This window comes from Alteromonas lipotrueae (assembly GCF_019249255.1).
Classification (GTDB): Bacteria; Pseudomonadota; Gammaproteobacteria; order Enterobacterales; family Alteromonadaceae; genus Alteromonas; species Alteromonas lipotrueae.
Window position 1 is genome coordinate 252,722 of record NZ_JAESDJ010000001.1, and the last position, 19,959, is coordinate 272,680.

Here is a 19,959-nt window from a genome sequence, read left to right on the forward strand (position 1 = left end):
GACAAATCTACCCTATTCAAAGTGCATAGTGTTTGAGGTAAACAAGAGTAATGAATCAGCTAAGCTGAAGTTTGGCTACGGCGCTTTTATCAGCCCAGTAATCTACTTTTTCTAATAGGTCTTGAACATCGAAGGGCTTACTCAAATAGTCGTTCATACCAGCGTTGAAACAGTCTTCTCTGTCACCTTTCATGGCATTCGCTGTTAGTGCAATGATGGGGGCGTTAACATATCGCTCGCCAGCTTCACCGCGACGAATACGGCGGGTTGCTTCAAAACCATCCATGTCAGGCATTTGGCAGTCCATCAATATCAAATCAAAAGTCACTTTCATTTTCTTTAAGGCTTCCAATGCTTCAATACCCGATTTCGCACTCAATGTTTTGTGAGCGCTTAAATGTTGTTTCACAATGACTTGATTGATGTCGTTATCTTCAACAATGAGAATTTTACGTTTGTGCGTTGCTGTGTTGTGGCTATGGGTTTTACTTCGCTGGGGAGTAACTAGGCTGTCATCACCTTCTTTTAGCATGATATTGAAAGTGAATGTACTCCCTTCACCTTTCTCGCTCTCTAAACGAATTTCACCATCCATAAGTTCACATAGCTGTTTACTAATAGAAAGCCCTAGCCCGGTGCCACCAAATTTGCGGGTTGTAGACAGGTCTTCTTGGGTAAACACATCAAAAATTCCTGCTTGTTTGTCTTTCGCGATACCTATCCCTGAATCTTTTACTGCGCAGGTTAAGCGAAGCTTGTCGTTGTTGGTGTGTTCTAAGGTGGTAGTTACGTCAATTTCACCTTTCTCAGTGAATTTAACCGCGTTGCCAATCAAGTTAGACAGAATCTGCCGGAAGCGAACAGAGTCTCCAATGACTACGTGAAAGCCTTGAAGGTTAAAATGAAAATGCAGACGTAGTCCTTTCTCTTGACATAAAATGGCATATTGCGACTGCAAGCTTTCAAGGGTTTCGAGTAAATCGAAGGGTTGATCATCAATTTGAAGCTGCCCTGCTTCAATTTTAGAGAAATCAAGAATGTCATTAACGATGTGCAGTAGGCCTTGAATACTAAAATTAGCAAGCGAGAGGTAATGCTTTTGCTCGTCGTTCAATGGTGAATTTGATAGCAACTGCAGTACCCCAGAAATACCGTGAATAGGCGTACGAATTTCATGGCTCATACTGGCAAGGAAGCCAGATTTCATATGCGCTGACTCTTCCGCCTTTTGCTTCGCATCTTGTAAATAGCGCTCCGCTTGGCGCTGCTGTGTAACATCCTGTTGAAAACCAATGTAGTGTGTAACTTCGCCATCGGATTTTACGGGTGTGAGTATGAGTTTGTTATAGAAAGAGACACCGTCTTTACGGTAATTGAGAATGGTGGTTTCAATTGGCTCGCGGTTAGCAATAGCGCTTCGTATTAGTGCGGTGGTATTGCTATCAGTACCTTCTCCTTGCATAAACCTGCAATTTCTACCAATAATATCTTCTTTATTGTAACCAGTCAGGCGGTTGAACGCATTGTTTACATAAATAATTGGTTGACCCGTACGCTTTATATCCGCAATAACAATAGAGACAGTGGCTTCATCCATAGCGTGATTAAGAATTTGCACATGGCTTTCTAGCGAACGCTGGTTGCTATAATCGACCCCTACGAATATTGCGCCTTTAATTTTATGGTTAGCATCTTCAAGTGGTGTGTTCGTCCACTTAATATGCTTTTCTAAACCATCTTCGATGGAGAAGTGTTTTAACTCTCCTGCCGATTTATTGATGAGCTTGTTGAGAATGTACTTAACCGTACCTTCACGCTCACCATATTGATCGTCACAAAAAACATCGAATCGCTTATTACTTAACATTACGCGGTGGTTTTCATCTACGACTAAGAGCATGTCTCCCATCGAATCAATAACGTTAGAAAACTGTTCATTCGATAAGGACATCTCTGCAAGGTCAGAAATTAAGGTATCAAACGCACTGCGAATATTGGCTAATTCTCTAGCCTCTTCTACAATCACTGGCTCTTGTGAGTCGGTATCTTTAATACGATTAACAATGTCTTTATAAAGGGCTGATAAGGTATTCTCTGCAAGTAGTGCAGTGGTTCGAATCATGTGAAAATTAACTAAGACAATACCTACAATAATGGCCAGCATGAGCAGCGCCAACCAATACAAGCCTTTTAGAGCATTGCCGATAGGTTTAATGCTATACAGGATTAAGTTTTGATAGCGCGAGTCTTGTAACACATAGCCCATGGTATCGACATCACTAAACGGTGTGCCGGGAACGATAAATTCAGGATCACTGCTGAAAAGTACCAGCCCATTTTCTTCAGTAACAATTTGGTTAGTTAGCCTAGGGTAGGGGGCTAATAAGGCTTGAAGGCTTTCTACATACATGACCAATGCCCCTTCTGCCGCACCGCCAAGCAAAACCGGAACTGAAAAAAGCACCCCATTTTGGGTGATTGAAGAAAATGATAGCGACGCGCCTAGTGTTCTTTGTTGCCACGCAGTATCTAGTTTTTCAGAAATAGAATGACTCCAATTTTTCTGAATTACCATCTCACCGGAAAAGTCGTACAACGCAAACTCAACATTACGGGTTTGGGTTAACTTTAACGACCTAAAGAACATTGGGAGATAATTGTCTCTCTGCTCAAAGTCGACCAGGGAATTAATAATGATGTCATTAGACGCCAGGTCTGATAATTGTCGCGTCGTATCATTAACGATAAAAGAAAGGTCTTGTTTTAAGCCTTCAATAGACTGTTGTTGTACAGTTTCGATTTGCTGCTTGGCAAAAAAGAAGGCAAACGCAAAAAGCATTAACGCAACAATTAAAATCAACCCGAACAAACGGGGTAGCATACTGGTTAATAAGCGCTTTCTAAGCGGTGGTGGCTGAAATTGCATTACTGATTTTCCAGAACGACCAAGTTACCTTTTTTATCAAATGAAGCCATAAAATAGTCCTTAGCCATTAATGCGTCATGCTGTGTGGGTGTAAATGCTGGGTCATAAGTTTTGATTACACCTTCAAAACTACCTAAATCTTCCAGTGAATTTCTCAGCGCATCTACCGTGGTACTGCCTGCTTTGGTTACCGCTAACGCTAGCATATTGACAAGATCATAAGCGTGCGCAATACCTGTAACCGCGTGAATAGCTAAAGGATCGACTAGGCCATATTTGCTGTGATAAGCCTCTAACAACTGCTGGGCTTTTGCATGTTTTTGATAATCAAAGTGGAAGGTTTGTAGAACCGACAAATTAAGTAAGTCCGGCTCAACGTTTAAACGCTCTATAAAGTTCCCCGAAGCAATGCCCCAATGGGAAATAACAGGTAAAGCTGTGAGGTTTTGTGCTGCTAATTCGTTTACTACTACCGCACCTTCAGGTGCGTTGGCAACCAGAATGATGGCTTCTGCTTTGTCTGATTTGATAGCAGATATATCCTCTTCAAATTTTTTCTGCTGCCAGTTAATCCACCGAATAGTCGTTATGGTTATCCCCATGTCGGCAGCGGCTAAGGTGAGTGATGCCTCGTTAGAGCGACCCCACCCAGTACGCTCTAACACCAGTGCTACACGCTTAATACCACGAGAAGCAGCATGCTGAATAAGTACTTTCCCCGCCTCTGCGTCACGAACTGACACGCGAAATACATTGTTAGGAGCATATTGGTTGTCAATTACTTGTGTTCCTGCCGCCCAAGGAACGAGATATAGCAAGTTAAGTTGATGAATAGACTCAAGCTCGGCTAACGCAACAGGCGTATGTACGCCCCCTATTACGGCGATTAAATCGCTGTTGGTGGCGAACTGTTTAATATTGTGAATGCCGCGGGCAGGGTTGCCTCTATGATCTTTTAAAATGATATTAACTGGACGGCCTAGTAAGCCCCCCTTTTTATTAATTTCATCTACCGCAAGTTCTACGCCCCGTTTAATAGCTACACCACCGTCAACGGCGACAGCCGAAAAGTCTGCGTCTATACCAATATAAAGTGGTGAAGACGCCTCACTGCCGTTAGAGTGAAAGCTTAATGTCATTAACGTTAACAGCCAAAAAGTGAAACGTAAGCGCATAAAATCTTTAAGTTGAGGGTAAGGCTTGTAATTGTATAGCATTAATTGGTTAGTTTTACCTTCCAAACATTATTCTTTCGTCTATTTTTGTTTAATTATTAGTCATGCATAAACCGCACTTTTAGCAAGGTTTTGTTCGGTGAATAATAGCGTTAAGTTAGTTATATTACGGCAATTAATGAGCAGATTGACGGTCTTGTACTGGGGTGAATTGGTAGTAGCGTTTGAACTCTCTAGAGAATTGAGACAGGCTGTTGTAACCCACCGCGTCGGCAGCGTCTCCCACTCGATAACCTAATGCGATCAACTCTCTGGCTTTAGACAGTCTAAATTTCTTTATATATTGAACGGGTGAATCCAATACTACTTCCCGAAATGCGCGGTGAAAACCAGAAACACTCATATTCGCACGGGCGGCAAGTGAATCTACGTTTAACGCAGAGGCATACTCATCATGAATCGTCCGCAAAGCTTGTGCGATTCTCGCATAATGTCCGTTGTCGGTAAGGCCGCAAAGAACATGACCGGCAGGGCCATTAAGGATGTAATATACAATTTCTCGTACAAAACCTGCGCCCAATGCCTTTGCACTATTACCGTGGGCTAAAGCTTGAAGTAGTCTGCGTGTGGCATCGGCTATGTTTTTATCTAATGACTGCTGACTTACTGTGAAGGTAGGAGCGGGGCTATTTTTTGCCTTGGCGTCACGCCATTGGGAAAGCTCTACAAGTAACGAAGCGGGAATATCAATGACTAAACCCAATATGCAGTCGTCATCATCCAAGGTTGCTGCACACTGAGCAGGCAAGGGCACACCGAAAACAATGTAATCGCCTTTCTTGTATTCTATTTCACGATTATCAACATACAAGCGTTTAGTGCCTTGTAACATGATAATAATGCCTGACTGATAAAGTAGAGGCTGCTTGGGGCTTCCATGAGGGTCGCGAAAAACTCGTATGCCCTCTATATCCGTTTTGCTCACGCCACTAAGCGCTGATTTACCGAGGGTGCTTAAAAACTGCTTTAGAATTTGACTTAATAAAATCATATCAGGAGTGGAAACAGTATTGTTTGTAGAAATAGGCAAATTTTTCCAGAAATAGACGGTTTGTTTACGCGTAATAGCACTATTATGCATTAACACAAGCATGTAATGACAGAGGAAAGACTATGAAATTTTCATTCAGCAACCCAACTCGCATTCAATTTGGCCAAGGGCAGATTGGCTCAATCAATACCCTGATCCCAAAAGACAGCCGCGTATTAGTGTTATTTGGCGGCGGTTCTATTAAAAAAAATGGCGTGTATGAGCAAGTAGAAAACGCGCTAGTAGGCTACAATTGGGAATCTTTCGGTGGCGTTGAACCCAACCCAACCATTGAAACGCTAGACAAAGCTGTTGCGCTAATTAAAGAGACCGGCGTTGACTATATTCTTGCAGTAGGCGGTGGTAGCGTTATCGATGGTGCCAAATATATTGCGGCAAGCGCCGTATATGAGGGGGAAGGCTGGGATATTCTAACGGGCAAGCACACCGTTGATAACGCGCTGCCTATCGGTGCCATTCTGACCTTGCCAGCAACAGGCTCTGAATCTAACGGCGGCTCTGTTATTAGTAAAAAAGCGACAAAGCAAAAATTGGCGTTTATGTCTCCATTGGTTTATCCGCAATTTGCTGTATTAGACCCTGATGTAATAAAAAGCCTTCCGCATCGCCAAGTAGTTAACGGCTTAGTCGATGCCTTTGTTCACGTTTGCGAGCAGTACTTAACCTTCCCGCAAAATGCACCGGTTCAAGATGGTTACGCCGAGACTTTGCTGAAAACCCTCATTCAACTTGGCGGAAAAATTAATAACAAAGATGATGCATGGCGCGCTAACCTAATGTGGTCTGCAAACCAGGCATTGAACGGTCTTATCGGTTCGGGTGTTGCGCAAGACTGGGCTACCCATATGATCGGCCACGAACTCACGGCACTTTATGGTGTAGATCACGCTCGTTCATTAGCGATTGTTCAGCCGTCACTACTACGGGTTCAACTTGACACTAAGTCAGTAAAGTTGTCGCAGATGGGCCAAAATGTATTTGGTTTAGACGAGAGCGATGATATTGCGCTTCGAACTATCGACGCTATCGAAGCGTTCTATCAGAGTCTTGAAGTCGCTACCCAGCTTACTGAGCATGAAGGCGACAAGCAAAGTGCCGTTAATGCTGTGGTCGAAAAGCTGAAAGGAAACAAAATGCTCTCACTCGGTGAAACGGGTGCCATTACCCCAGAAGTAAGTGAGCAAATTCTCAACTTGGCAGTGGCTGAGTAATAACCACCTAAAAGCGGGCTGTCGCTTTATTTATAGCTCGCGCTCTGATTGTACAATAATACAAATTGGCACGATTCTACTATTAACACGGTAGATGAAGTGTCGATTTGTTTTTTAATTATACAACAGAAGTATGATTTTCAATTCCGTTTGCGCTTTCTGAGTTAATTTATTAGGTTTAAAGAAGGATGGCGCATTTTACGTCAGCGCAGATGGGAGTTAGCTTGCAGAGAAATTATCCCCCTTCCATTATTGATTTGGAAGCCAGTGGGTTTGGTGCCCGTAGTTATCCTATTGAAATAGGGATAGTGCGTTATGATGGTGCAAAATGGTGCAAACTCATTCGTCCCTTTGATAGTTGGGTTCATTGGGATAAAGAAGCAGAGTCTTTGCATGGTATCACCAGAGCCATGTTGAACACTTACGGCGTTTGTCCGGTCAAAGTGTGCCACGAGCTTAACGCCTTTTTAAGCAATACCATTGTGTACAGCGATGGTTGGGTGGTAGATAACCCTTGGCTTATTAAACTTTTTGCAGCAGCCTCGGTTCAAATGTCTTTTTCATGTCGTGCATTAGAGTATGTGTTAAGCGAACCTCAAATGGCACTTTGGCACGGCGTTAAATCAAATATTGAATCGCAAAGCGACGACCGTCGCCATCGAGCAAGTACCGATGCAAAAGTTATTCAAAGCACGTATGTGGAAACCCGTAATCAGGTGGAAGCAGCAAAACACAAAAATTAGAACCCGCATTAAGGGTTCTTCCAGACATTAGAAAAAGTATTGAACACCTAACGTAAGCGCATTATTTTCTTTATCTCCTACTTCTCGATGTTCAAATTCCAGCGCCATATTTAAACCACTCTCGTCACCAACTAGCCAACCCAATCGAGTAAAAGTGCCTAAGTCTTCGGGTATATAGCGCCATTCAGGATAGTACTGTAAAGGTGAGTGACTCGTATTAAACGAGGCATATATTTGTTGTTCGAAAAGTAGCGTTAACGCACGGTGAGCGCGAATTGATAGTTGACTATTTTTGCTGGCATTAAAATGACTATCGTAGCCAGGTATGGATTCGAGGCGCGTTTCATTGAAGCGACTTTTAATTTTCCACTTTGCTATCTTTTCGCTTTTAAACACGATAGGGCCGTAGTAGCTGTCCCAATCAGCGGCCTCACTATAAGCGGCACTCAAAGGGGCAAGCAATATTAAACAAACCACGCAAGTTGGGTATGTTTTCATGAAAAATTTCCTGGTCGAGTGAGACAGCGTTAACTTGTTCTAATGACTACCGATTATTATAAATATAAGTGGTAGCTTCATAGCCACGAGTGTATTTTGTTCGCCCTATGTGCCTAACTTTAAAATAAAAATTTGACACAAAACTGAAACAAAAAATGAGTGCTGAATAGTAAGTGTAGTCTTTTATCTAAAAGGTTAAAAATAAACTTGTTAGATATTTCTATTGTGAACTAACTTTTAAAGGGTAGTAGTAAGACTTACTTCAATTTAGTAGGCAAAGCAGTACTTTCAAATAGGGAACATGGCCGGAGGTGAGTGATGCAAACGGAATGGGAATTTGAACGAAAGTTTTTAGTAAGCTATGTGCCAGAAGGTTTGTTAGATACACGAAAACCTGTGGCAATAAGACAAGGTTATTTAGCCACCGAGCCGGATAAGCATATTCGAATTAGAGATGAAGGCGGTAACTACACCATGGCCGTTAAACAAGGTGTTGGCCTTAAACGCAGAGACACGCGAATTGCGTTGGATTCTGAGCAATTCGCTGATTTATGGCCTTTAACCCAAAATATGCGGGTGGAAAAGCAGCGATATCGTATCGACTTTTTTGGAGCTCAGCTGGTGATAGATATTTTCACCGGTAACTTAGCACCGTTGAAAGTAGTGGAAGTTGAATTTGACAGTGAAATGAGTAGTCGACAGTTTTTGCCGCCAGATTTTGCTGAAACGGAAGTGACCCACAAGAAAGAATTTCAAAATGTTGCGTTAGCGCGATTTGGCTTGCCTGATATGGTCATAGCGAGTGGGAGTACGAAAAGTGCTTCCATTCTCGCAGGTTCCATATAGCCAAAATATAAGCACGCTATCGCCAAGCTATAGCAAATTAATGACCTGAAATTAAAAAGGGTCGCTTTACAAAGCGACCCTTTTTCAGTTTTGAGCTAGATTAACGGCGCTGAGCAGACTAAACCGCTGAGCGGAGCGCTTCAGCTTTATCAGTCGCTTCCCACGGGAAGGCTTCACGGCCGAAGTGACCATAAGCAGCAGTAGGTAAGTAAATAGCGCGTTCTAAATCAAGCATTTTGATTAAGCCATAAGGGCGTAAATCGAAATGTTCGCGAACCAAGGCCACTAGCGTTTTCTCATCAACTACGCCGGTACCGAAAGTATCTATACTGATAGAGGTTGGCTCGGCAACACCAATGGCGTAAGACACTTGAATTTCACAACGCTTAGCTAGTCCAGCAGCAACAATGTTCTTAGCAACATAACGGCCTGCGTATGCCGCGCTTCTGTCTACTTTTGAAGGATCTTTACCTGAGAAAGCACCACCACCGTGACGGGCCATACCACCGTAGGTATCTACAATGATTTTACGACCAGTTAGACCACAATCACCGACAGGTCCGCCAATAACAAAGCGACCAGTAGGGTTAATGTGGAAACGGGTGTTGCTATCAATCCATTCGCTAGGAAGCACTGGTTTGATAATTTCTTCCATTACCGCTTCGCGTACTTGCGCAGTAGAAACTGAGTCACAATGTTGAGTAGAAAGTACTACGGCATCGATGCCTACAGGTTTGTCGTTTTCGTACTTAAAGGTAATTTGGCTTTTCGCATCAGGGCGCAAAAAGTCTAGCTTGCCAGATTTTCTCACTTCAGCTTGTTTCTGTACCAAGCGGTGAGAATAAGTAATAGGCGCTGGCATCAATACATCAGTTTCGTCACTGGCGTAACCAAACATCAAGCCTTGGTCGCCTGCACCTTGTTCTTCTAAGCTTTCGCGGTCAACGCCTTGGTTGATATCTGGCGACTGTTTACCAATAGCGTTTAATACGGCACAAGAATCAGCATCGAAACCCATATCAGAGTGAACGTAGCCTATGTCTCTTACCGTTTTACGTGTGATTTCTTCAATATCAACCCACGCTGAGGTAGTGACTTCACCACCTACCAATACCATTCCGGTTTTAACGTAAGTCTCACAGGCCACGCGGGCACGAGGATCTTGTTCTAGAATAGCATCTAGAACCGCATCTGAGATTTGGTCGGCGATTTTGTCCGGGTGTCCTTCAGACACTGACTCGGAGGTGAATAAATGCGTGGCCATACATGCTCCATAAGCGTTTATTGTTCAAAATAGGTGAGTATTGTACTAAAACAAGGTATAAATACCAGTCTTTACTTCTAGACGTCTAAAAGTCCTTTCGTTACGATTTGTTGACAGTCGCGGATCACTTTTATAGATAATTGAGTAAATTTAGCCACGCTTTCCTAGTGAAGCGACATTGGCTTGCAAAGGAATGATGTGAATATTCATTATTTTAGCCAACTTTCGGTAATGGCAATGAAAAGCCATTGAACTGAATGGTGGCATGGGTAAGAATAACGCCCACATTACGATATACAGCAATGCAGCGCTTTAAGGTTGAACAAAGGGATTTTGCCCACAGTGTTCCCTTAGCGAAATTCAGCTACAAATAAATCAGGAGACAACATGCCCTCTCGTCGTGAACTTGCCAATGCCATCCGTGCTTTAAGCATGGACGCTGTTCAACAGGCCAAATCTGGTCACCCAGGCGCCCCTATGGGGATGGCTGATATTGCCGAGGTACTATGGGGTGATTTTCTATCACACAACCCAGCAAACCCGTCTTGGGCAAACAGAGACCGCTTCGTGCTTTCAAACGGTCACGGCTCTATGCTGTTGTACTCTTTGCTTCACCTTTCAGGCTATGAACTGCCTATTGAAGAGCTTAAGAACTTCCGCCAGCTGCACTCTAAAACGCCAGGCCATCCAGAATATGGGTATGCACCAGGTGTTGAAACTACCACTGGCCCACTTGGCCAAGGCGTTAGTAACGCAGTAGGTATGGCGCTAGCTGAAAAAGTATTAGCGGCTCAGTTTAACCGTGATGGCCATGATATTGTCGATCACTACACCTATACCTTCATGGGCGATGGCTGCCTGATGGAAGGTATTTCTCATGAAACCTGTTCACTTGCTGGCACATTGGGCCTGGGCAAACTTATTGGTTTTTGGGATGACAACGGCATTTCAATTGATGGTGAAGTAGAAGGTTGGTTTACCGACGACACACCAGCACGCTTTAAAAGCTACGGCTGGGAAGTGATTGAAGGTGTTGACGGTCATGACGCTGAACAAATTAAAGCAGCTATTGAGCAAGCTAAATCGAACAGCGCTCAGCCTACGCTAATTTGCTGTAAAACCGTAATTGGTTTCGGTTCACCAAACAAAGAAGGCACTGAGTCTTGTCACGGTGCACCATTAGGTGATGACGAAATTATCGCTACCCGCGCAAAGCTTGGGTGGAAGCACGGTGCATTTGAAATTCCAGACGACATTTATGCCGGTTGGGATGCTAAAGGCAAGGGCGGCGATGCTGAAAGCGCGTGGAACGACGCCTTCGCAGCATATGAAAGTGCATACCCTGAATTAGCCGCTGAATTTAAGCGTCGTGTAAATGGCGAATTGCCAGCAGACTTCAGCGATAAAGCGGATAAAATCATTGCTGATTTGCAAGCTAACCCGCAAAACATTGCGTCACGTAAAGCATCACAAAATGCATTAAATGCATTTGGTCCTTTGTTACCAGAACTTCTAGGCGGCTCTGCCGACTTAGCCGGTTCAAACCTGACTATTTGGGATGGCAGTAAAGGCGTTGAAGCCACTGACGCATCGGGTAACTACATTTATTACGGTGTACGTGAGTTCGGTATGTCGGCCATGATGAACGGTATTACCCTTCATGGTGGTTTTAAAGCGTACGGTGCTACATTCCTAATGTTTATGGAATACGCTCGCAATGCGGTACGTATGGCGGCGCTTATGAAGCAACCTGCTATTTTCGTATACACTCACGATTCAATTGGTTTGGGTGAAGATGGTCCAACTCACCAACCTGTAGAGCAAGTAGTGGCGCTGCGTGCTACACCAAACCTAGATAACTGGCGTCCATGTGACCAAGTTGAATCTGCTATTGCATGGAAGTTCGCGATTGAGCGCAACGATGGTCCTTCAACGTTGATCTTCACTCGCCAAGGTTTGCCTCAGCAAGAACGTAACGAACAGCAAGTTGCTGACGTTGCCAAAGGTGGTTATGTGCTTAAAGATTGTGCAGGCACGCCTGAATACATCTTTATTGCTACAGGGTCTGAAGTTCAACTTGCTGTTGAAGCAGCAGATAAACTAACTGCAGATGGTAAAGCGGTTCGTGTAGTTTCTATGCCTTCTACCGACGTTTTCGACCGTCAATCAGCGGATTACCGTGAAAGCGTATTGCCTTCTAGCGTAACTAAGCGCGTTGCAGTTGAAGCGTTATCTAAAGAAAGCTGGTACAAGTACGTAGGTTTCAACGGCGCCATCATTGGGATGGATACGTTCGGTGAATCAGCACCAGCAGGTGACTTGTTCAAACATTTCAATATTACTACTGAAGCAGTGGTAGAGGCAGCATTGTCTCTTAGCTAACGAGGTCACCGCAGTCTATGGTAAACATTGCCATAAACGGGTTTGGTCGTATTGGTCGCAATGTATTGCGCGCGCTTTATGAAAGCGGGCGCAATAACCACTTTAATGTGGTTGCGATTAACGATGTTGCTAAGCCAGAAGGTATAGCTCACTTATTAAAATACGATACCGCCCACGGGCGGTTCGGTTTTGATGTGACACTAGAAAACAACACACTTAACGTGGCAGGCGATGCTATTCGCTTGTTAGCACAACCGGATATCAACTTACTACCTTGGCGCGAAATTGGGGTAGATATTGTGCTGGAATGCACAGGTAAGTTCGATGATAGAGTATCGGGGCAGGCACATATTAATGCAGGCGCAGAAAAGGTACTTTTTTCCTCTCCAGGCTCGCCAGATTTAGACAATACTATCATTTTTGGTACTAACGATGACACGCTGAAAGCGGCGCATAAGTTGGTGTCTAACGGGTCGTGCACCACTAACTGTATCGTGCCGGTTATTCAAGCGCTAGACGCGGCCTTTGGGGTTGAAAGCGGAACGATTACCACTATTCACGCTTCTATGCATGATCAGCAAGTAATTGATGCTTACCACCCAGATTTACGCCGTACTCGCGCAGCCAGTCAGTCTATTATTCCGGTAGACACACGGTTAGCGGCGGGCATAGAGCGTATTTTGCCTAAATTTGCAGGTAAATTTGAAGCTATTGCGGTACGGGTGCCAACCATTAATGTTACTGCAATGGATTTAAGTGTAACCTTAAGTACGCAAGTGACTATTGCGGATGTCAATCAAGCACTCAAGCGAGTGAAAGCAGGGCGATTGCAGGGTATTTTAGATTACACTGAAGAGCCGCTAGTTTCTGTTGATTTCAATCACGATCCTCACTCTTGTATTGTGGATGGTACGCAAACCCGCGTAAGTCATAAGCAACTGGTAAAAACACTGGTGTGGTGTGACAACGAATGGGGTTTTGCAAACAGAATGCTCGACACTGCGCAAGCAATGTATGACGCAAGCTAATTAAGAATTTTGCTGCCAAGGTTGGTAGCGCCAGCCTTGGCAGCTTTCACAGTTATTCGATTAACAAGGGAAAGACAATGGCAATTCCAAGTATGAGTGATTTGGCCTTAAATGGTCAACGCGTATTAATTAGACAAGATTTAAACGTGCCAGTAAAAGATGGCGTAGTGACCTCTGATGCGCGTATTAAAGCTTCCATTCCTACTATTAAAGCGGCGTTAGATGCTGGTGCTGCGGTAATGGTAATGTCGCATCTAGGCCGTCCTACCGAAGGTGAGCCAGCGGAAGAATTCTCACTTCAGCCTGTTGTGAATTATTTGAACGACGCGCTAGACGTACCGGTTACTTTAGAAAAAAACTATTTGGAAGGTGTTGATGTAGCACCAGGCTCATTAGTTATTCTAGAAAACGTACGCTTTAACGAAGGTGAGAAAAGCGACGACGAAACCCTATCCAAGCAATATGCAGCCCTTTGCGATATTTTCGTGATGGATGCATTTGGCACCGCGCACCGTGCACAAGCGTCTACCCATGGTGTGGCAAAATTTGCCACTAAAGCGTGTGCAGGCCCACTTCTTGCGGCAGAACTAGATGCACTAGGCAAAGCCCTAGATAACCCTAAACGTCCAATGGTAGCCATTGTAGGCGGGTCTAAGGTATCAACTAAGCTTACCGTACTGAAAACCTTAGCGGAAAAAGTTGACCAGCTTATTGTTGGCGGCGGTATTGCCAATACGTTTATTGCCGCGCAAGGTCATAACGTAGGTAAGTCGTTGGTTGAAATGGACTTAACCGAGCAAGCTAAGCAGCTAATGAGCGATGCAGTATCAAATGGTGGGAATATTCCAGTACCTACCGATGTGGTAGTGGGTAAAGCCTTTGATGAAAACACAGAAGCGACGCTTAAAGCCGTTAGCGATGTCGCTGACGATGACATGATTTTTGATATTGGCCCTGATTCCTCAAAAGCTCTTGAAAGCATTATTAAAAATGCGGGCACTATTGTTTGGAATGGCCCTGTTGGTGTATTTGAATTTGAACAATTCAGTGCTGGTACAAAGGCGTTAGCCGAAGCCATTGCTGATAGCGATGCGTTCTCAATTGCAGGTGGTGGTGATACACTGGCAGCAGTAGATAAATATGAAATCGCTGATAAGATATCTTATATCTCTACAGGTGGTGGTGCATTTCTAGAGTTTTTAGAAGGCAAAACATTACCTGCAGTAGCCATGCTAGAAGAAAAAAACAAATAAAATTAGCAGACTACTAAAAAATCGATTCCGATTTTCGCCGGCGATACATTGAAGTACGTCGGCATATAACGATAAACCCTACACCTGTTCTTAGAGCAGTATTATAAAAAAGGAGTGTTGCAATGGCATCACAAGCACAGCAGGCCATGCTAGATAAACTTAACACGCAAGTTGGTTTTATTGCAGCTTTGGATCAAAGCGGCGGTAGTACACCAAAAGCGCTACGTTTATATGGCATTGAAGAGTCAGAATACAGCTCTGACGAAGAAATGTTTAACCTTGTTCACCAAATGCGTACACGTATTATCACCAGCACCCCTTTCAGTGGCGAGCGTGTTCTAGGCGCTATTTTATTTGAAAATACCCTAGACCGTGAAATTGAAGGTATGTCTACTGCCCACTACTTGTGGCAGAAGAAGCGCGTTATTCCTTTCTTGAAAGTGGATAAAGGGCTTGTTGAAGAGAACAACGGTGTACAGGTGATGAAGCCGATTGTTGGTCTAGATGAGTTACTGGCTAAAGCCGTTGCCCAAGATGTCTTTGGCACCAAGATGCGTTCAGTGGTAAAACTGGCCAATCATCAAGGTATTAAAGATGTGGTAGAGCAGCAGTTCGAAGTAGGTAAGCAAATCATCGCAGCAGGTTTAGTGCCTATCATTGAACCTGAAGTAGATATTCATAGTCCTCAAAAAGCGGAAGCAGAAGCACTGCTTAAACTTGAAATTCTTACTCAGCTTAATTTGTTGAGCGAAGGCCAAGAAGTGATGTTAAAGCTTACACTGCCTAATGAAGCTAACTTCTATAAAGAGCTTGTTGATCATCCTCGTGTACTTAAAGTGGTAGCATTATCTGGCGGTTACAACCGTGAAGAAGCCAATGCGAAGCTTTCAGAAAACCAAGGCATTATCGCAAGTTTCTCAAGAGCACTAACTGAAGGTGTTTCTGACAAACAGTCTGATGACGAGTTTGAAGCGACACTAGATGGTGCGATTGAAGGTATTTACCAAGCTTCAAAAGCATAAGTTTTATTGTTTAAAAGGGGCGCTTGTCAGCGCCCCTTTTTTATTAATTATGTCCCGTCCTGAAATACGTTGACGTAAAACGTAAAAAGGGAGCATTAATGCTCCCTTTTCTATTGCTCGCAAACCGGCTTATTTAATAGAAAGGGTTAAGTCTAACGCCTTCCAATACGCACTTTCTCGAACCAAGTCTGCTGCCAGAATTGGTTTTTCTTCCAACCAATCTTTAGGAAAAGTAAGGCTTAAGCCGTTCTTATCTGCATCAATCTCTATATCCGGCAAGAAGCCTTCTTGGCGTTTGATATTGAGCAACGCGCCAATACGTAATAAAGCGATAAGCTTTTTAACGGCCGCTAAATCGTACAAGTTAAAGTTGGGAAGATCGTTCGCCCGCACTTTCTTTCTATGAAAACGTACTAGGGTGGCTAATAATTCTTGTTGTTCTTGCGTAAATCCAGGCATATCTACGTTAGCGAGAATATAGGCACTGTGGCGCTGCACACCGCGCGAGTTAATTTGAATGCCCACTTCATGCAACAACGCCGCCCAACCCAACATGCTTTTAAAGTCGTGGTGTTTAAGTTTCCAGGCTTTTTCAGCATGGCTAAAGAGGTTAAGTGACGTGTTAAGCACAAGCGTAGCTTGCGCGGTATCAACATCGTAGCGGGTAGCTAAGCTGCTAGCTGTTCTGCCGCGTATATCGGCATGATGCAGCTCATCTTCCATCTGGTAAATCACGCCTTCGCGTAATGCAGCAGGGGAATAAACCAAAGTGTCTATTTCTAGCGCTTTAAATACTGCCACTAATATAGCCAAACCGCCGGCAATAACCACGCGTCTGTCTTCGGTTAAATCAGGGGAGTTGAGTTTGTCGATATGACCTGCACTAATAAACTGCTTCATTAAGTTACGCAGACTCTTGAGCGTAACGGGTATATCGTGGTCGTTGGGTCTATCTTGTTGGCATAAAGTGAACAACGAGCGAATTGTGCCCGACGTACCAACACATTGTACCCAACCCAGCTTGCGGTACTTATCTTGAATAAATTCCAGCTCTTGTTCAGCCGCAGTAATGGCCAGCTCAAAAGATTTGTTTTTTAATGACCCGTCTGGGAAGAATCGCTTAGTGTAGCTAACACAGCCCATTTGCAAACTGCGGCAAATAAGTGGGTTGAAGCCCTCGCCAATCACAAATTCTGTTGAGCCCCCACCGATATCCACCACTAACTGTTGTCCATCAGCATGGTTAGTATGTGCTACGCCAGAGTAAATCAGGCGGGCTTCCTCCACGCCTGAAATTACTTCTACAGGGTAGGGCAGAATATCTTTCGCGGCATTAATGAAGTGGTCGGCGTTTTTGGCCTTGCGCAGAGTGTGTGTGGCCACAATACGAACCGAGTCGGGTTCGAAACCGCGTAGACTTTCAGCCACAATACGTAGCATCTTTAAACCACGCTCCATGGCTTCATCAGACAAAATATTGTCGTCGTCCAACCCCTCAGCTAACCTTACTTTTTGTTTAACGCGATGCAGAATTTGAACAGACCCAGCAACAATACGCGCTACCACAAGGTGAAAGCTATTCGAGCCAATATCTAACGCGGCTACTTTATTAACCTCACGGCTTTCAACGGTATCAAAAACAGATTCATGCTGAGTCATTTAGGGTTTTATTTTCCTGCTTCTTTTTCTTCTTCTTTCACAAGATAGTCGTAAATCTCTATTTGTGAACGTAATTTCTTGCGATTGCCTCGAGCAACGTACTTGTTGCTTTGTTCCTTGTCAATCACTCTCGCTTTAAGCGTATCACGGAATTGTATATCCATAATATCGACAATGCGCTGTTGCAGGTTTTTATCGTAAATAGGGCAGCCTACTTCTATGCGGTTGTCCATATTGCGGGTCATCCAGTCAGCAGAAGAGATAAACACTTTTCTCTCGCCACCGCCCTCAAATACCATCACCCTAGGGTGCTCTAAGAACCTATCGACAATAGAGATGATTTCAATGTTTTCACTAATACCTTTTAAGCCAGGTATTATGGAACACATACCGCGAACAATACCGCGAATTTTCACCCCTGCTTGACTGGCCCGATACAAATCATCCATTAATTCCTTATCAACAAGGTTATTAATCTTAAAGGTAATTTGTGCAGGACGGCCTTCTTTTAAATGCTGAATTTCTTGACGAATAAGTGACTGAATTCGGGTTCTCGCGTTTAACGGTGAAATCTGCAAATGCTGAAATTTATACCGGCGGAAAGGGTATTGAATAAGGTCAAATACTGCCACCGCTTCATTGGCCAATTCTTGGTTTCGAGTGAATAAACTGTAATCGGTATAGATTTTTGCGGTTTTTTCGTTGAAGTTACCCGTACCAAAATGCGCATAGTTAATCATCGCGCCACGTTCTTCGCGGGTGATCACGCAAAGCTTCGAGTGAATTTTTAAGGTTGGCACGCCGAGCACTACGCGAATACCCGCATCGGTCATGCGTTTAGACCATTCAATGTTGGCCTCTTCATCAAAGCGAGCGCGCAGTTCTACCACTACGGTCACCTTTTTACCGTTATCAACGGCATCAATGAGCGAGTTGATAATGCGAGAGTTACTGGCCACACGATAAATATTAATGCGAATAGATTTTACGCTAGGGTCGAATGCTGCTTGGCGGACAAATTCGGTAACATGTAAGAATCGGTGATATGGGTAATACAGTAGAATATCGTGGGCGGTAATGGCATCGAATACCGTATTAAAATTGGAAAAAGCGTTGCTGTCGATAGCCGGTAGCGGAGCATGCTCTAAATATTCGCGGCCCACGTTTGGAAAGCCAATGAAGTCTTTAAAGTTACGATAGTGCCCTGCAGCATGCATGGTATCGAGTTTAGTTATACGTAAACGCTTACGTAAATCCTGCATCATATCTTCAGGCATATCGTTGTCGTAAATAACCCGAACAGGCTCGGCAATTAAGCGCTGTTTCATGCTCTCAGACATTTTTTCTACATAACTTTCGTCAATCTCGTCATTGATAGAGTATTCGGCGTCTCGGGTCATCTTGAATGAAAATGACTCGACTTCGTCAAATTTAACAAAGCCGCGGAAAATGTCTTCTAAGCTAAGCTGAATCATGTCATCGAGCATAATAATATGCTTTTTCTTTCGACTCTTTTCCGGCGGAATAAGCATAAAGCGAGACATTTCAGACGTAGGCACCTGAATAACCGCATAGCGCGTGTTGCGGTCTTTACGGCGCAGCGCGACATACAAATAAACAGATGTGCCATTTAAACGGCTTAACAAGTCCATTTTCTTGTCAATAATGATAGGGGCTATATGGCGAAGCACCTTATTGACGAAGAAGTTACGTACCCACTGCTTTTGATACTCGTTTAATTCATGCTTTTGCAGAATATGAATATTGTATCGCGCGAGCGCTTTTAAAACGTCTTTATGAATATGGTCGAACTTGTCGGAAAGCTGAACAACCTTTTGCTGAATAATCGCCATTAGCGCGGTTTGCTTTTCCGCCTCTTCTTCGTTGCCATCATTTTGGGCAATCGTTATTTGGCGTTTTACGTCAGCAGCACGAACACGATAAAATTCGTCAAGATTATTGGAGTAAATACCTAAAAACCGAATACGTTCTACTACAGGGTTGTTCTTATCTGCAGCTTCCTGCAAAACCCTTTCGTTAAATGCTAACCAGCTAAGTTCTTTGGGATAATATAGTTCTGGGTTATCCATAATTTATCGTTTTTTCACTTCTTAAAATGGCCAAAGACTGACATCAGTCAATGACATTACTGTGACAACCCTTAGATATAATAGGGTTAATTCGTAGTCCCTTACCTCAACGAGGTGATTTGAAACCTTTCTGTGTCGCTAGGGCCTTATTGCTTGGCCTGTATATCCACTACCAAGTCGTTCGCCAACGATTCAAGGGCGTCTTGCAACGCATCGTCATCAAACCCTTCAGGCACCGCAATAACTGCATTAGCTTTAAAGATTAAACTTCCCCAGTTAGGTGCGCTTTCGCAGCGTGATGAGAAGTTGAGGATGTTAAGGTTAAATTGGTTTAGCACCGAGGTTAACTCTTGCACTATGCCGGCTTTGTCGTTGCCCATTACATCAACGGTAAGTTGATTCGTTAATGAATTGGTTGATGTATTCACTGCCACAGACTGAACCGATAAATCGGAAATGGCATTTAGCGCGTCGACAAGTTTTTCGTTCTCGTCAGCGGGAACGTGTACTTCAACAAAGCCGGTAAACATGCCCGCCATATGTGCAAAGCTAGAGCCTTGCCAATTACCTTTGTGCTTGTAAATGCACTTAGCTAGCGTATCAACCAAACCAGGCTTGTCTTTACCCATAATACTAATAATGAGCGATTGCATGAGAAACTCCTATTCCAGAATCTGTAGAAATACGTTTGCTACTGTGGTTTTACGGTAATACCATAAGTCACACTGAAAAAGCGCTACTGGTTAGTATT

The 19,959-nt window shown here is 43.7% G+C and carries 15 protein-coding genes; 7 read left to right on the top strand and 8 right to left on the bottom strand.

Annotated elements, in window-relative coordinates; genetic code table 11:
• Window positions 1–55 precede the first annotated feature (55 nt).
• The 3 genes from KYS23_RS01080 to KYS23_RS01090 all read right to left on the bottom strand — a co-directional run bounded on the left by KYS23_RS01080 (window position 56) and on the right by KYS23_RS01090 (window position 5,242).
• The gene (locus KYS23_RS01080) at window positions 56–2,926 is read right to left on the bottom strand and encodes an ATP-binding protein (RefSeq protein WP_218417933.1); all 2,871 of its coding nucleotides are present in this window, start codon (window positions 2,924–2,926) and stop codon (window positions 56–58) included.
• Entirely contained in the window at window positions 2,926–4,167 is a 1,242-nt protein-coding gene (locus KYS23_RS01085) for an ABC transporter substrate-binding protein (protein WP_246604259.1), read from the bottom strand. Before KYS23_RS01085 ends, KYS23_RS01080 begins: the two co-directional genes overlap by 1 nt.
• Window positions 4,168–4,276: 109 nt before the next feature.
• A complete protein-coding gene (locus tag KYS23_RS01090; protein ID WP_218417934.1) occupies window positions 4,277–5,242 on the bottom strand; it encodes an AraC family transcriptional regulator in 966 nt (321 codons plus the stop codon).
• Window positions 5,243–5,274: 32 nt separating this feature from the next.
• Here KYS23_RS01090 and KYS23_RS01095 point away from each other — a divergent pair, with 32 nt between their 5' ends.
• The gene (locus tag KYS23_RS01095; protein ID WP_159528893.1) at window positions 5,275–6,423 is read left to right on the top strand and encodes an iron-containing alcohol dehydrogenase; all 1,149 of its coding nucleotides are present in this window, start codon (window positions 5,275–5,277) and stop codon (window positions 6,421–6,423) included.
• Between the two features lie 212 nt (window positions 6,424–6,635).
• Window positions 6,636–7,166 (top strand): 3'-5' exonuclease, encoded by a 531-nt coding sequence (locus KYS23_RS01100; RefSeq protein ID WP_201299294.1) that lies wholly within the window; start codon window positions 6,636–6,638, stop codon window positions 7,164–7,166.
• A 27-nt stretch (window positions 7,167–7,193) separates the two neighbouring features.
• Here the strand turns inward: KYS23_RS01100 and KYS23_RS01105 are convergent, their stop codons facing one another.
• Window positions 7,194–7,664 carry a hypothetical protein gene (locus KYS23_RS01105; RefSeq protein ID WP_159528895.1) on the bottom strand — a complete coding sequence of 157 codons (471 nt, stop codon included), beginning with the start codon at window positions 7,662–7,664 and terminating at the stop codon, window positions 7,194–7,196.
• Between the two features lie 318 nt (window positions 7,665–7,982).
• Here KYS23_RS01105 and KYS23_RS01110 point away from each other — a divergent pair, with 318 nt between their 5' ends.
• Window positions 7,983–8,510: a CYTH domain-containing protein gene (locus tag KYS23_RS01110; RefSeq protein WP_159528897.1), complete on the top strand. Its 528-nt coding sequence runs from the start codon at window positions 7,983–7,985 to the stop codon at window positions 8,508–8,510.
• A 118-nt stretch (window positions 8,511–8,628) separates the two neighbouring features.
• Here the strand turns inward: KYS23_RS01110 and metK are convergent, their stop codons facing one another.
• The gene (metK, locus tag KYS23_RS01115; protein ID WP_159528899.1) at window positions 8,629–9,774 is read right to left on the bottom strand and encodes a methionine adenosyltransferase; all 1,146 of its coding nucleotides are present in this window, start codon (window positions 9,772–9,774) and stop codon (window positions 8,629–8,631) included.
• A gap of 387 nt (window positions 9,775–10,161) precedes the next feature.
• Between metK and tkt the strand changes: the two genes are divergently transcribed.
• From tkt to KYS23_RS01135, 4 genes are all read left to right on the top strand, one after another.
• The gene (gene tkt, locus KYS23_RS01120; RefSeq protein WP_218396179.1) at window positions 10,162–12,156 is read left to right on the top strand and encodes a transketolase; all 1,995 of its coding nucleotides are present in this window, start codon (window positions 10,162–10,164) and stop codon (window positions 12,154–12,156) included.
• A gap of 17 nt (window positions 12,157–12,173) precedes the next feature.
• Window positions 12,174–13,184: an erythrose-4-phosphate dehydrogenase gene (gene epd / locus KYS23_RS01125; protein WP_159528903.1), complete on the top strand. Its 1,011-nt coding sequence runs from the start codon at window positions 12,174–12,176 to the stop codon at window positions 13,182–13,184.
• A gap of 77 nt (window positions 13,185–13,261) precedes the next feature.
• Window positions 13,262–14,437 carry a phosphoglycerate kinase gene (locus tag KYS23_RS01130; RefSeq protein WP_159528904.1) on the top strand — a complete coding sequence of 392 codons (1,176 nt, stop codon included), beginning with the start codon at window positions 13,262–13,264 and terminating at the stop codon, window positions 14,435–14,437.
• A 122-nt stretch (window positions 14,438–14,559) separates the two neighbouring features.
• On the top strand, window positions 14,560–15,459 hold the full coding sequence (locus tag KYS23_RS01135) for a fructose bisphosphate aldolase (RefSeq protein ID WP_218396177.1): 900 nt from the start codon (window positions 14,560–14,562) through the stop codon (window positions 15,457–15,459).
• Window positions 15,460–15,588: 129 nt separating this feature from the next.
• On the opposite strand, the gene ppx is transcribed toward KYS23_RS01135, so the two are convergent.
• From ppx to KYS23_RS01150, 3 genes are all read right to left on the bottom strand, one after another.
• Complete coding sequence (ppx, locus tag KYS23_RS01140) at window positions 15,589–17,118, bottom strand: exopolyphosphatase (RefSeq protein WP_218396175.1); 1,530 nt, start codon at window positions 17,116–17,118, stop codon at window positions 15,589–15,591.
• Between the two features lie 8 nt (window positions 17,119–17,126).
• Window positions 17,127–19,208, bottom strand: a complete 2,082-nt coding sequence (gene ppk1 / locus KYS23_RS01145; protein ID WP_218396173.1) for a polyphosphate kinase 1 — start codon at window positions 19,206–19,208, stop codon at window positions 17,127–17,129.
• A gap of 146 nt (window positions 19,209–19,354) precedes the next feature.
• The gene (locus tag KYS23_RS01150) at window positions 19,355–19,861 is read right to left on the bottom strand and encodes a glycine cleavage system transcriptional repressor (protein WP_159528930.1); all 507 of its coding nucleotides are present in this window, start codon (window positions 19,859–19,861) and stop codon (window positions 19,355–19,357) included.
• Between the last annotated feature and the right edge of the window lie 98 nt (window positions 19,862–19,959).

What these genes read in the sequence shown, in the direction of transcription:
- KYS23_RS01135 (WP_218396177.1), top strand. Translation starts at nt 14,560, where the DNA reads ATGGCATCACAAGCACAGCAGGCCATGCTAGATAAACTTAACACGCAA.
- KYS23_RS01095 (WP_159528893.1), top strand. Translation starts at nt 5,275, where the DNA reads ATGAAATTTTCATTCAGCAACCCAACTCGCATTCAATTTGGCCAAGGG.
- KYS23_RS01090 (WP_218417934.1), bottom strand. Translation starts at nt 5,242, where the DNA reads ATGCATAATAGTGCTATTACGCGTAAACAAACCGTCTATTTCTGGAAA.
- KYS23_RS01100 (WP_201299294.1), top strand. Translation starts at nt 6,636, where the DNA reads ATGGGAGTTAGCTTGCAGAGAAATTATCCCCCTTCCATTATTGATTTG.
- tkt (WP_218396179.1), top strand. Translation starts at nt 10,162, where the DNA reads ATGCCCTCTCGTCGTGAACTTGCCAATGCCATCCGTGCTTTAAGCATG.
- epd (WP_159528903.1), top strand. Translation starts at nt 12,174, where the DNA reads ATGGTAAACATTGCCATAAACGGGTTTGGTCGTATTGGTCGCAATGTA.
- ppx (WP_218396175.1), bottom strand. Translation starts at nt 17,118, where the DNA reads ATGACTCAGCATGAATCTGTTTTTGATACCGTTGAAAGCCGTGAGGTT.
- KYS23_RS01110 (WP_159528897.1), top strand. Translation starts at nt 7,983, where the DNA reads ATGCAAACGGAATGGGAATTTGAACGAAAGTTTTTAGTAAGCTATGTG.
- metK (WP_159528899.1), bottom strand. Translation starts at nt 9,774, where the DNA reads ATGGCCACGCATTTATTCACCTCCGAGTCAGTGTCTGAAGGACACCCG.
- KYS23_RS01150 (WP_159528930.1), bottom strand. Translation starts at nt 19,861, where the DNA reads ATGCAATCGCTCATTATTAGTATTATGGGTAAAGACAAGCCTGGTTTG.
- ppk1 (WP_218396173.1), bottom strand. Translation starts at nt 19,208, where the DNA reads ATGGATAACCCAGAACTATATTATCCCAAAGAACTTAGCTGGTTAGCA.
- KYS23_RS01105 (WP_159528895.1), bottom strand. Translation starts at nt 7,664, where the DNA reads ATGAAAACATACCCAACTTGCGTGGTTTGTTTAATATTGCTTGCCCCT.
- KYS23_RS01080 (WP_218417933.1), bottom strand. Translation starts at nt 2,926, where the DNA reads ATGCAATTTCAGCCACCACCGCTTAGAAAGCGCTTATTAACCAGTATG.
- KYS23_RS01130 (WP_159528904.1), top strand. Translation starts at nt 13,262, where the DNA reads ATGGCAATTCCAAGTATGAGTGATTTGGCCTTAAATGGTCAACGCGTA.